Source organism: Arthrobacter bussei, assembly GCF_009377195.2.
Classification (GTDB): domain Bacteria; phylum Actinomycetota; class Actinomycetes; order Actinomycetales; family Micrococcaceae; genus Arthrobacter_D; species Arthrobacter_D bussei.
In genome coordinates, this window is sequence record NZ_VJXX01000009.1 from 1 (window position 1) to 12,274 (window position 12,274).

10 protein-coding genes are annotated in these 12,274 nt (G+C 70.0%); all 10 read right to left on the minus strand.

All coding sequences use genetic code 11. From position 1 onward, the window contains the following. Positions 1 to 133 precede the first annotated feature (133 nt). Positions 134 to 640, minus strand: a complete 507-nt coding sequence (locus FNH21_RS16585; protein ID WP_338403337.1) for an 8-oxo-dGTP diphosphatase — start codon at positions 638 to 640, stop codon at positions 134 to 136. Between the two features lie 112 nt (positions 641 to 752). Next, positions 753 to 1,715 (minus strand): site-specific tyrosine recombinase XerD, encoded by a 963-nt coding sequence (gene xerD, locus FNH21_RS16590; protein ID WP_152817167.1) that lies wholly within the window; start codon positions 1,713 to 1,715, stop codon positions 753 to 755. Positions 1,716 to 1,720: 5 nt separating this feature from the next. Then, the gene (locus FNH21_RS16595; RefSeq protein WP_152817168.1) at positions 1,721 to 2,407 is read right to left on the minus strand and encodes an NUDIX domain-containing protein; all 687 of its coding nucleotides are present in this window, start codon (positions 2,405 to 2,407) and stop codon (positions 1,721 to 1,723) included. A gap of 2 nt (positions 2,408 to 2,409) precedes the next feature. Next, positions 2,410 to 4,110, minus strand: a complete 1,701-nt coding sequence (locus tag FNH21_RS16600) for a CTP synthase (RefSeq protein ID WP_191932092.1) — start codon at positions 4,108 to 4,110, stop codon at positions 2,410 to 2,412. After that, positions 4,107 to 5,834: a DNA repair protein RecN gene (recN, locus tag FNH21_RS16605; RefSeq protein ID WP_152817169.1), complete on the minus strand. Its 1,728-nt coding sequence runs from the start codon at positions 5,832 to 5,834 to the stop codon at positions 4,107 to 4,109. The genes FNH21_RS16600 and recN overlap by 4 nt, the downstream gene beginning before the upstream one ends. Continuing rightward, on the minus strand, positions 5,831 to 6,757 hold the full coding sequence (locus tag FNH21_RS16610; protein WP_152817170.1) for an NAD kinase: 927 nt from the start codon (positions 6,755 to 6,757) through the stop codon (positions 5,831 to 5,833). The genes recN and FNH21_RS16610 overlap by 4 nt, the downstream gene beginning before the upstream one ends. Continuing rightward, positions 6,750 to 7,601: a TlyA family RNA methyltransferase gene (locus FNH21_RS16615; RefSeq protein WP_152817171.1), complete on the minus strand. Its 852-nt coding sequence runs from the start codon at positions 7,599 to 7,601 to the stop codon at positions 6,750 to 6,752. The genes FNH21_RS16610 and FNH21_RS16615 overlap by 8 nt, the downstream gene beginning before the upstream one ends. Next, positions 7,588 to 7,860, minus strand: coding sequence for a hypothetical protein (locus FNH21_RS16620; protein ID WP_152817172.1), 273 nt, complete (start codon positions 7,858 to 7,860; stop codon positions 7,588 to 7,590). Before FNH21_RS16620 ends, FNH21_RS16615 begins: the two co-directional genes overlap by 14 nt. 30 nt (positions 7,861 to 7,890) lie before the next feature. After that, a complete protein-coding gene (locus FNH21_RS16625) occupies positions 7,891 to 8,880 on the minus strand; it encodes an HAD-IIA family hydrolase (protein WP_152817173.1) in 990 nt (329 codons plus the stop codon). After that, entirely contained in the window at positions 8,873 to 10,861 is a 1,989-nt protein-coding gene (locus FNH21_RS17210) for a hypothetical protein (protein WP_241743330.1), read from the minus strand. The genes FNH21_RS16625 and FNH21_RS17210 overlap by 8 nt, the downstream gene beginning before the upstream one ends. Positions 10,862 to 12,274 lie beyond the last annotated feature (1,413 nt).

The window sequence follows — 12,274 nt, forward strand, 5'->3', positions numbered from 1 at the left end:
GGTCTTTCGGGTGGATAGCGTCAGAACTTCCATCATCGGAAGGCCTCGACCTTTATCCCGTCACCGACGCGCCCACCCTGCTCACGCCGCCAGCACCCAGCGCACACTCTCGTTTACGAAGAGCCGGATTGTGTCAGCTGATCGTCGCCCGCGCGACCCCGTCGTTGTCCGCCGCCATCTCGATGTGCGCGTCGATGCGGGTTCCGGCCAGCAGCTGCGGTAGCCAGTGCGGTGCGTCCTTCCACATGGCCGCCCAGGGAATCGCGTCGACCGGATACCAGCGCGGCTCGATCTCCTCGCACGGGACGGGCACGCTGCGCCCGGCCTCGGCCGTGAAGAGTGCGGACTGCATGTTCCAGCCCGGCCTGGCCGGGAAGGACCAGCTGATCCGGCCCGCGTACCGCAGGCCCGACGGCGGCAGGACGATCCCGCTCTCCTCCTCGACTTCGCGGACTGCGGAGTCGAGGTCCGACTCGTCGCCGTCGACCTTGCCGCCGAGCGCCACGACCCTCCCCGTCCCGAAGCCGGTCCGCTTGAGGCCGAGCAGCACCTCCCGGCCCGTGGGCGACGGGCGGAACAGGAAGCACAGGACCACGCGCCTGTAGGCTGTGCCGTCGATCGTCGCCCACTCACGGGACACTTCGGGAGTGGTGGAGCCCGGCGATCTCCCGTCGGGTATCACAGCGCCGGGCGAGACCCCGCTGGCCACCGGGACCTCGGGTGGAGTGCCGTCGGGCCCTCGGGCGCCGACGTCAGGCACGGGCCCTCGGGTGCGCCGCGGCATACACCTCGCGGAGCGTATCGGCCGTGACCAGGGTGTACACCTGCGTGGTGGTGACGGAGGCGTGGCCGAGCAGCTCCTGCACCACCCGGACGTCCGCGCCCCCTTCGAGCAGATGCGTCGCGAACGAGTGGCGCAGCGTGTGCGGTGAGACGTCGCGCGTCACACCCGCGCGCTCGGTGGCCGTCTTCAGGATGCTCCAGGCGCTCTGGCGGCTCAGGCGCCCCCCGCGCATGTTGAGGAAGAGGGCAGGACTGCCCGTGCCCTTCGAGGCGAGCAGGGGCCTGCCGCGGACGAGGTAGCCGTCCACCGCGCGGGCCGCGTAGGACCCGACCGGGACCAGGCGTTCCTTCGAGCCCTTGCCGGTCAGGCGGACGACGGCCGGGAGGTCCTGCGCGTCGCTGACGGAGACATCGTCGACGTCCAGCCCCACGGCCTCGCTGATCCGCGCACCGGTGGAATACAGGAACTCCAGCAGCGCCCGGTCCCGTTGACCGGTGGAGGTCGAGGTGTCCACGGACTCGAGGATCCTGACGACCTCCGCCACCGGGATGGCTTTCGGGAGCCGCTGCCCCGCCATGGGCGGATGGACGTCCCGGGCCGGATCCCCCTCGGTGATGCCCTCGAGGGCCCAGAACCTGTGCAACCCGCGGACCGCGACGATGGTCCGTGCCGCCGACCGTGGACTGAGAGCCGCGAAGCCGTCGTCGCCCGAGACGACGGCCTGGGCGAAGGCCGAGACGTCGTGCCGCGTCACGGCGGTCGCGCCACCGACGTCCCTGGTCCGGAGGAACGCCGCATAGCGGCGGAGGTCCCGGCGATAGGCCGCGAGCGTGTTGACGGACAGGCCCCGCTCCACGGACATGTGCTGCAGGTAGTCCCGGAGCAGCGTGGACAGCGGCCCGTCCTCGTCGACAGGTGCCTGTTCCGCCATGGTGGTCAGTTCTCGAGCACGGCGCCGCGCGGCCACGTGGAGTGCCGGCTCGGATGTTCCGGCCACGGCGTCATGGCCGGGCGCAGATCGATGAAGCCGTTCTCCCGTGCCACGCGGGCCGCGAGGACCGCCGCGACGGCGGACGGACTGTGGATCCGGCCCTCGAGCGCCGCGCTGACGGCGTCGTCGAGATCCACCCATCTGAGTTCGATCTCCGCCTCCTCGTAGGTGCGCGTGTGGCGATCGGCCTCGGGCACATCCCCGATGCCGCGCGCGAGGTAGACGCGCAGCGCCTCGGAGGACGAGCCCGGGGACAGGAACAGGTCCACCAGGACGTGCCACTGGCGGGCCGTGAGGTCCGCCTCCTCGGCGAGCTCGCGGGCCGCCGCATCGACGAAGTCCTCCCCCTCCTCGTCGAGGAGACCGGCCGGGATCTCCCAGAGCGCCATGCGGACCGGGTGCCGGTACTGGCGGATCAGCAGCACCTGACCGTCGTCGTTCAGGACCAGGACGGCGACAGCCCCGGGGTGGCGGATGAAGTCGCGTGTGATCGTCTCGCCGTCCGCCGTGAGGCTGAACTGCTCGCTGACGACGTCCCACACACGCCCCTCGTAGACCGTCGACGTGTCGATCAGCCGGCGGGGGCTCTGCTCGTCACTGAACGTCGCACGATCGTCCCCGGACACCTGCATGCTCAGACCTTCGCGCCGCGGCGCTCGAGCGCCGCCTTCACGAGGCCGGCGAAGAGCGGGTGCGGACGCGTGGGCCGCGAGCTCAGCTCCGGGTGGGCCTGGGTCGAGACGTAGTACGGATGGACGTCCTTGGGCAGCTCGGCGAACTCGACGAGCTTGCCGTCCGTCGTCGTCCCCGAGAACACGAGGCCCGCCTCGGCGATCTGTTCGCGGTACTCGTTGTTCACCTCGTAGCGGTGCCGGTGCCGCTCGAAGACCGTCGTCTTCCCGTAGGTGCCGGCGATGACGGAGCCCTCCTGTAGCTTGGCCTCCCAGCGGCCCAGGCGCATCGTGCCGCCCATGTCCCCTTCGCCGGCGACGATCTCGAGCTGCTCCGCCATGGTGGCGATGACCGGGTAGGTGGTGTCGGGTTCGAACTCGCTCGAGGATGCACCTTCCAGCCCGACGACGTTCCGTGCGTACTCGATGACCATGCACTGCAGACCGAGGCACAGCCCGAGGGTGGGGATCCTGTTCTCACGGGCGTAGGTCAGCGCTCCGAGCTTGCCCTCGAGGCCCCGGATGCCGAACCCGCCCGGGATACAGACCGCGTCGACGCCGTCGAGCGCCCTCCTGGCTCCCTCGGGGGTCTGGCACACGTCGGAGGGGACCCACTTGATGGTGACCTTCGCCTTGTTCGCGAAACCGCCGGCACGCAGGGCCTCGGTGACGGACAGGTAGGCGTCCGGAAGGTCGATGTACTTGCCGACGAGCGCCACCTCGACGTGGTGCTTGGGGTTGTGCACGGCCTCGAGGAGCTTGTTCCACTTGGTCCAGTTGACGTCCTTGAACTTCAGGTCGAGTGCCTGGACGATGTACGCGTCGAGCCCCTGCGCGTGCAGCGTCTTGGGGATGTCGTAGATGCTGGGGGCGTCGGCTGCGTTCACGACGGCGTCGATGTCGACGTCACACATGCGGCCGATCTTCTCGCGCATCGCGGCCGGCACCTCGCGGTCGGAGCGGATCACGATGGCGTCCGGCTGGATACCGATGGAGCGCAGCATCGCGACGGAGTGCTGCGTCGGCTTGGTCTTCAGCTCCTGGGACGGCCCGATGTACGGGACCAGGGACACGTGCAGGAAGAAGACGTTGTTCCGTCCGACGTCCTGCCGAACCTGTCGGGCGGACTCGAGGAAGGGCTGCGATTCGATGTCGCCGACCGTGCCGCCGATCTCCGTGATGATCACGTCCGGGGCCTTCTTGCCGGGAGCACCTTCGGCCGGAAGCCGCATGCGGCGCTTGATCTCGTCGGTGATGTGCGGGATGACCTGCACGGTGTCACCGAGGTACTCGCCCCGGCGCTCCTTCGCGATGACCGTCGAGTACACCTGGCCCGTCGTCACGTTCGCCGAGCCGTCGAGGTTCTCGTCGAGGAAACGCTCGTAGTGGCCGATGTCCAGATCCGTCTCGGCGCCGTCGTCCGTGACGAACACCTCGCCGTGCTGGAAAGGGTTCATCGTGCCGGGATCGACATTGAGGTAGGGATCAAGCTTCTGCATCGTCACGGAGAGGCCGCGCGCTCGGAGGAGGTGACCCAGGCTGGATGCCGTCAGTCCCTTGCCGAGTGAGGAGGCCACGCCGCCGGTCACGAAGATGTGCTTGGTCGTTGCGGACTTGAGGAACCGGGAGTTTATTTGCTGCGCCACGGAGTTCAAGGCTATCACCGAGCGACGGTCCGGGCCGCATCGGCCAGGAGTTCCTCTGCGTGGGCCCGAGCGGAGGCCGAGTCCTCCTGGCCGGCGAGCATCCTCGCCAGCTCCCGGACCCGCTCGTCGTCGGGGAGCACCTCGACGTCGCTGGCCGTCACGCCGCCACCCTCGCCGTCGCGGGACACGTTCTTCGTGACGCGGATATGACGCGCCGCGAAGGCTGCGACCTGGGGCAGGTGCGTCACCACGATGACCTGCACGTGCTCAGCCAGCATCGCGAGGCGACGGCCGATCTCGACGGCGGCCTTGCCTCCGACACCCGCGTCCACCTCGTCGAACACGAAGGTCGGTACCGGATCGACGGCGGCCAGGACGACCTCGATCGCCAGCATGACGCGGGAGAGCTCTCCACCCGAGGCGCCCTTGCCGAGGGCCCGCGGCGCCGACCCGGGATGGGGCTGCAACATGAAGGAGATGTCGTCGGCGCCATGGATGGTCAGCGATTCCGCTGCGGTGACGTCGATGATCAGCTGCGCGTCCGGCATGGCGAGGGCCGTCAGCTCCTCGCTGACCCGGTGGGCGAGATCCTCGGCGGCGGTCCTCCGCAACACGGACAGGGCCTCTGCCAGTTCGTGCACGCGACGGTCGAGGTCCTCGATCTCGTCATCGAGCTCCTCCACCCGGGAGGAGTCGCTGCCGAGCTCCAGGAGCCGCTTCACGGCGTCCTCCTGCCACGCGAGTACCTCGTCGATCGTCGGGGCGTACTTCCGCACCAGGACCGAGAGGGCGGCCCGGCGGGACTCCACCTCCTCGAGCCTGCCTGCACCCTCACCGTCGAGGGACGTCCCGTAGCCGGCGAGCTCGGCGGAGATGTCCGCCAGCAGATACCCGACCTCGGCGAGCCTCTCGGCCAGTTTCCCGAGATCGGCGTCGTGCTCGGCGACCGCCTCGAGCTGGCGCTTGGCCTCGTCGACCAGCGACACGGCGTCGGCGCTTGCCCCGATGTCCTCGGAGACGAGCGCCTGATGGGCCACGAGCGCAGCTGTCCGCAACTCCTCCAGATTACCGAGCCGCATCGACTCGGCCTTCAGGGTCGCGTCCTCCCCCGGTTGCGGGTCGAGGTCGCCGATCTCGGTCAGGGCGGCCTCGAGACCTTCGGCCTCACGCAACCGCTCGCGGGCCTCGCTGCGCAGCCGGTCGCGTTCCGCGAGGGCGTCCCGCCACTGGCCGAAGGTCGCCGTGTAGTCGCGGATCGCTTCCTCGACGGGCCTGCCACCGAACTTATCGAGGGCCTGGCGCTGCGCCGGAGCACCCTTCAGCCGCAACTGGTCGGACTGTCCATGGACGACGACGAGCTGGTCGCCCAGCTCCGCGAGGACACCCACGGGAGCCGCGCGGCCCCCGACATAGGCGCGGCTGCGCCCCTCGCTCGTCACCGTCCGGGCGAGGATCAGTTCAGCGGCACCGTCGTACTCCTCGAGGGCAGCACCTGCCTCGGCAGCCCGCAGTGCGGCACCGCTCGCTGGATCCAGCCGCAGGACGGCCTCGGCTGAGGCGGACGCTGCCCCCAGCCGGACGGCGCCGGCGTCGGACCTCGCGCCCCGCAGCAACCCGAGGGCCGTGATCACCATGGTCTTTCCCGCACCGGTCTCGCCGGTCACCACGGTCAGGCCGGGTCCGAGGTTCAGGGTGGCATCGGTGATGACGCCGAGGTCGCGGATCCGCATCTCCTCGATCATGAAGTCCCGCCGTCCTGATGCCTGATCGGGCCGCGCCAGCCCTGGATGGGGAGCTCGAACTTGCGCACGAGACGCTCCGAGAAGGGTGTGTGCCGTGTCCGGGCGAGCCGCACGGGATGCTCGGAGCGCCGGACCTCGACCCGGGCGCCGGGCGGCAGATCGATGCTCCGCCGTCCGTCGCACCACAGGATGCCGGTCGCGTCGGTCCGGGCGAGCAGCTCGACGGCGAGGACCGAGGTGGGAGCGACGACGAGCGGCTTGGCGAACAGGGCGTGAGCGCTGATGGGTACCATCAGGAGCGCCTCGACCTCCGGCCACACGATCGGCCCGCTCGCCGAGAAGGCGTAGGCCGTGGATCCCGTGGGCGTGGCGAGGACGACGCCGTCGCAGCCGAAGGAACTGACCGGTCGCCCGTCGACCTCCATGACGACCTCGATCATGCGTTCGCGGTTCGCCTTCTCCACGGCGGCCTCGTTCAGCGCCCAGTTCGTGCCGAGCAGGGTGTCCCCGTGCCAGACCAGCACCTCGATGGTGGTGCGCTCCTCGACCGTGTAGCTGCGTTCGGCGACCCAGCGTACGGTCTCCTCGAGGTCGGCCCGCTCGCTCTCGGCGAGGAAGCCGACGTGCCCGAGATTGACCCCGAGGAGGGGTATGTCGGCTTCGCGGACGAGCTCGGCCGCGCGCAGGATGGTGCCGTCCCCGCCGAGGACCATCACGAGCTCGACGTCGCCGAAGGTCACGTCGTCACCGAGCACCTGGGCCGGCGCCGCCAGCTCGCCGTACTCGCGCTGGATATCGGCGAGTTCCTCGGGACGCATGACCGGCTGCAGGCCCAGGTCGTGGAGGCGTGTGCACGCCTCCTGCGCCGCGATCATCGCGTTCCTGCGGCCGGTATGCGCGAGCACCAGGATTCGTCTACTCATCGAGCTCCGTCTGATCGGTGGAACGGTCGGGTGGTCCGAACAGATCACCGCCGGGCAGGGCCTGTTCGGTCAGCCGGTCCAGTTCCCCCTCGATCCTAGGCACCAAACCCTCGTGGGGCACCTTTGTCCACACGAAGTACTCCAGGTTGCCGTCCTGCCCGGGCAGACGGCTCAGCGCCACCCCGCGCACGTCGAGCCCGCACTCGAGCGCGCTGCGGAGCACTCCGGCCACAGCGCGACGGCGTGCGGCGGGCTCCGTCACCACCCCGAGCCGGTTCAGCCCCGCGCGCCCCACTTCGAATTGCGGTTTGACCATGAGCAGCAGGTCTCCGCCCGCCTCCGTGGCGCCGGCGAGGGCTGCCATGACCAGGCGCAGGGAGATGAAGGACAGATCGGCGACGGTGAGCTGTACCGGGCCGCCGATGTCACCGGGAAGCAGATGACGCACATTCATGCCCTCGAAGACCTGGACACGCGGATGGTCGCGCAGCTGCTGCACGAGCTGGCCGTGCCCGACGTCGACCGCCGCCACCTCGCGTGCCCCGCGCCTCAGGAGGACGTCGGTGAATCCTCCTGTCGAGGCCCCCGCGTCGAGGCAGCGCCTACCCTCGACCATCACGTCGGGGAAGGCCCGCAGGGCGCCGTCGAGCTTCGTCCCCGCCCGACTGACGAAGTCGTCGCCGTCGCCCTCCACGATCAGGACGTCCGCCGGGCCTATGGGTGCGGAGGACTTGGCAGCGAGGGCGCCATTGCGCGTGATCCGTCCGGCGGCAATGAGCTGCGCTGCGTGCGACCGCGAGCGGGCGAGACCGCGGACCACGAGTTCCTGGTCAAGGCGCGCCATGGGCTCCGCCCGGACGAAGGGCCTGCTCGGGTGCGAGGACGCCGCCGAGTCGATCGTGGACCTCGAGGAGGACGGCGGCATGATCGTCGACGGGGAGTCCGGCCAGCCGGTCGAGGGAGCCCAGCACGTCGTCGACCAGTCGATCCCCTGTCCGCGACGTGCGGGTGCCGGTCTCCACCTGCGCGTCGAGGTCGTCCTGGTGCACGGGCTCCTCCTGTTCTGCTCCCACTCGTCCTTCATCGATCTGTCCAGCTGTCATGCAGCGGTCCTCCGACGAACCGTACCCACCCTAGCGGGCAGGGGCGACATCGACCGCCGGAGGCCGCTCGGGATCGTGGGACGGGTGGGCGGCCCACCAGGCTGCGCACGCGGCACGCCAGCTGTCGACGTCGTCCTCGCTGCCACTGATGCTGACCGAACCGCCGACCACGCGAGCCGTGGACCTCCCGCACGAGTAGGTGTCCCCGTCCTGCGTGACCGCGGGATACTCCTCGTACAGGTCGGCGAGCGAGGCGATGAGGTACGTGGGGCGCTCCTCCAGCGTCGCGCCGAGCGCCGTCCGCACGGTGTCGACGCCGGTCAGGACGAGCGCAGTGGCCATGCCGGCGCGGTTCCCACCGAGGATGTCGGTGTCGAGGCGGTCACCCACCACGAGGGCACGATCGACCCCCGAATGCCGGGCGGCCGTCTCGAAGAGGGCGGCGCCCGGCTTTCCGGCGACGAGCGGCTGCTTGCCGGTCGCAGCGGCGACGGCGGCGACGAGCGTGCCGTTGCCGGGCGCGATCCCCCGCTCCTGCGGGATCGACATATCGGTGTTGGTCGCCACCCACGTGGCACCCGCGGTCACCGCATACGCGGCTTCGGCGAGGTCCTTCCATCCGAGGGTCGGTGAGAATCCCTGGATGACGGCGGCCGGCCGGTCGTCGGCGGAGCCGACGACCGAGAGCCCCTGGGCCCGTACCGCGTCCTCGAGCGTCTGACTGCCGACGACGAGCACAGCCGACCCCCGCGGGACCTGCGCAGCCAGTAGCTCCGCACCGGCCTGCGCCGAGCCGAAGACCTGCTCCGCAGTAGCGGGTGCACCGATCTCGCGAAGGTGCTGAGCAACCTGCGCGGAGGACCGGGAGGCATTGTTGGTGACATAGGCGAGGCTCTTGCCCTCACCCTCGAGCCGATCCAACGCTTCGATGGCTCCCGGAATCGCATTGGGCCCCGCATAGACGACGCCGTCGAGGTCGGACAGCACCCCGTCGAAGCCGTCGATCAGTCGCTCACTCATCCGCTGCGTCCTCCGTGGTGGCCTTCGTCTTCGGCGTCCGCCTGGCCTTGGCACTCTTCGCCGGGATTTCGGCCGCCGGCGGCACGTCCTGCGCATCCTGCGCCGGCCCGTCCTGCCCTGGCTCGTCCTGCACAGCTCCGGCCGTTGCCGGATCTTCCGCGTCCTGCGGTGCGGCAGCTCCCGAGGAGGAGCCACTGGGCGAACCGTCCGGTGCCTCACCCGCCGAGAACTGGACGGCGGGATCCCCGGCCGACGAAGCGATGTCGACGTCGTCGGTGGACGGCTCGATCCGGGTTCCGCCCATGGCATCCATGCTGAACAGCATCTCGGTCTGAAGCGGTTCGACCCGTGGCGCAGACTCGCCGGCGGAAACGGCGTCCGCTGCAGGAACGACGTCGTCCGCGCCCTGCGCCTCGTCCGCCTCATCTGTCTCCTCGGGACCGCCGGCTACTTCCGCCGGCAGGTTCCTGAGGTCCCCTGACTCCTGGCTTTCCGCTGACTCCTGAATCTCCGCCGTCCCCGGCGAGCTGTTCTCCAGGACAGGCTCCTCGATCGCTGTGGTCTCGGTGGTACGACCGGTTCCCGGCTCTGCCAGATCTGCCTCCAGATCGAGCGAGACGTCGCCCACGAGACCCTGGTCCATTGCCGCCGTGGTGGCAGCTGGGTCCTGTGTCGCACGTCCGGCGGCACGGTCCGGCATCTCGGTGGGATCCGTGCCCAACTCCTCGTCCGGGTGTTCGAGGAGACCGTCCGTCACGTCGTCCTGGTCGCGGTCCTCGTCGTCGTCCTGCTGTACGGCGGTCGGCTCGTTCCGTGCCGACGTTCCCGCACCCTCTTCGGTGAACCCTTCGGACTGCTGGGTGGGCACCTGGCCCGCCTCGTCGTCCGTCGAGCCGTGCGCGTTCCGAGCCGGACCGGCGAGTACCTCCGCCACCCTGGGGACTCGATCAGGGGTGGGCTCGTCGTCCTCACCGAGGTCGATGATGTCGGGTTCCAGGTCATCGTCGAGCCCCAGGGCCTTCTCGGCAACACGGGCCTGGCGGCGCCATTTCTCCGATTCAGCCGTCCGTCCGACTGCGTCGAGAGCATCGGCGTACGCACGGAACAGACGAGGACTGAAGGCGAAAGCGCGGTGCAGGTCGAGCTGCGGGATCTCGAGGGCCGCGACGGCGGCGTCGAGCTGATCGAGATCCGAGCGCGCGCCGGACACGACCATCGCCAGTTCTGCCTTGCCCGCTGCATCCAAGGACTCCGCTTCCTCCGAGCGCGCGAGGTCGAGCGCCCGGTCGGGTCGCCCCAACCCGCGCTCACAGTCGGCCATGACCGGGAGGTGCACGTTCGAACCGCTGATGCGGCGGAAGGTCCTGAATTCGCGCAGCGCCTCGCCGTAATGTCCCGCCGCATATGCCGTCAGACCGACCGCCTCGCGGACCGCGGCAAGGCGCCCGCCTCGACGGCTGGCTGCCAGTGCGTGCTGGAACGCCAGCTCGGGGTCGAGATCGAGGAGCCGTCCGGCCATCACGAGGTGCTTGGAGACCCAGAGCGCACTCCGCTCCTCGAGGTTCCGTATCTGGGCGCGGGTGACACGATCGAGCTCATCACCCTTGACGTCCTCGTCGATCTCGGGCGAACGCTCCCTGTCGGGCCTATTGGCGCTGCGCAGATCGCGGGCGTTGTGTGTACGCGGAGCCGTCGCGGCATCATCCGGTCGGCGGCCGGACCGGTCGTCGCCGCGTCCGTAGCCGGCCGACGACCCGCGGTCCTGCCTGTCAGAGGGCCGACGGAAGGTACCGCCGCCATCCCCGGAGGGGCGACGGGCCCTGCCGGAGGAATCGCCCGCGGACGACGTCCGCGACTGCCATGGACGCTCCGCACCATTCGACGGCCTACCCGAGGATGTGCCGCCACGACTGCCGTAGCTGCCCTGCCGGTCGGCAGCCGATCCGGAGGCGGAGCCACCGCGGGACGCGGCGCCGCGCAAGTGCGCACCTCGTCCCCCGGCATCTCCCTGATCCGACCGCCGTTCATGGCCCGATCCACTGCCGCGGCGATCGGTGCGCCGACCATCCGAAGATTCGTCTCGGGAACCCGGCCGCCTCTCCTGGCCCGACCCGCTGTACGGTGTCCTCGCCTGACCATCGCGTGACCCACCCCTCGGACGATCATCACGATTGCCACCTGCGGCGCCACCGCCGCGACCATCCGCATTCCGGGCGTCGGACTGACCCTTCCAGGCGGGCCGGCGGGGTTCGCCCTGTGCCGCGGTGCCGCGCTCGTCTGGCCGGCCGGTCCGCGGAGCACCCGCGGCACGGTCCGGGCGGCGCGACTCCTGTGACGGGCGGTTCCGGTCGGCGGTCGGCGGACGTCCTTCCCCACCGTCCACGTCGCTCTGTCCGCGGTGAGAGCCGGCGGCAGCTTCACGGCGAGGATTGCTCACCGGTGAATTCGCATGGTCATCGGGTCGAGCAGAGGAAAAAGCAGGTGCGGATGTCTCGCCGCTGGGGGACCGACCAGTCGCTGGTGATCTCCCAGGGCTGGACTGCCTGCCAGCCTTGGAACCCCAGGAGTGGCGTCCCCGCTGAACGGATCCTTCCTGACGATCGCCGTCTCGACTGTCCGCTCCACGGGACTCTGCATCGTGTCCAGCGGTGTGCTCCTGCTCAGTCATGGCAGCGCGGTCCTCTCATCAGGTGCCGGTGGGTACCGCCGGCGGATCTCTATTTTGCTGTAGGTCTTGCCTATCTATGGAACCACGAAGCCACGCTTCCCTACTCATCGGGTGGCTGAGGTGCGCGACTCGCGTACTCGCCAGTCCTGGCCGGCCGTAGATCTTCGCTTGTGGCCGGCCCGGGATTGAGTGTCGTCATCCTGGTGTCGTCATCCTGGTGTCGTCATCCTGGTGGGCAGGCTGTACGGGCCGAGCCGAGACGGGCCGAGCCGAGACGGGCCGAGACGGGCCAAGCCGAGACGGCCTGTGCGGACACGACGAGCCGAGTGGTGGGCTGGGAGCTCGCGGGGCTGGTGCCCGGCCCCGGGCGCCATTGGGTGCTGTTGTCCTGCCGGCCTCGTGGCGGGCTTGTTGGCATGGTGGCTAAGTGCTCGCAGGGCTGGTGCCCGGCCGGGTGGCTGCCTGGTGCTGGCCGGCCTGGTGGCCGGCTTGGTAGCCGGCTGGTAGCCGGGCTGGGTGCTGGGCTGGCCGGCTGTAGGCCTTTGGGCCTGGCCTGGCCGGCCTGGCGCCGGCCGGCGTGCCGGCCGGCGGGCTGACCTGGTGGGGTTGTGGGGTTAATGGGGTGAGGCCCCGCACCTGGTGGTGTGGGGCCTCAGCCTGTGAAGTGTTGTCCGGCGGTGTCCTACTCTCCCACACTCTCTCGGGTGCAGTACCATCGGCGCTGTG

Excerpts from the sequence above, each read along its gene's own strand:
- xerD (WP_152817167.1), bottom strand. The coding sequence starts at position 1,715 with ATGGCGGAACAGGCACCTGTCGACGAGGACGGGCCGCTGTCCACGCTG.
- FNH21_RS16595 (WP_152817168.1), bottom strand. The coding sequence starts at position 2,407 with ATGCAGGTGTCCGGGGACGATCGTGCGACGTTCAGTGACGAGCAGAGC.
- recN (WP_152817169.1), bottom strand. The coding sequence starts at position 5,834 with ATGATCGAGGAGATGCGGATCCGCGACCTCGGCGTCATCACCGATGCC.
- FNH21_RS16610 (WP_152817170.1), bottom strand. The coding sequence starts at position 6,757 with ATGAGTAGACGAATCCTGGTGCTCGCGCATACCGGCCGCAGGAACGCG.
- FNH21_RS16615 (WP_152817171.1), bottom strand. The coding sequence starts at position 7,601 with ATGGCGCGCCTTGACCAGGAACTCGTGGTCCGCGGTCTCGCCCGCTCG.
- FNH21_RS16620 (WP_152817172.1), bottom strand. The coding sequence starts at position 7,860 with ATGACAGCTGGACAGATCGATGAAGGACGAGTGGGAGCAGAACAGGAG.
- FNH21_RS16625 (WP_152817173.1), bottom strand. The coding sequence starts at position 8,880 with ATGAGTGAGCGACTGATCGACGGCTTCGACGGGGTGCTGTCCGACCTC.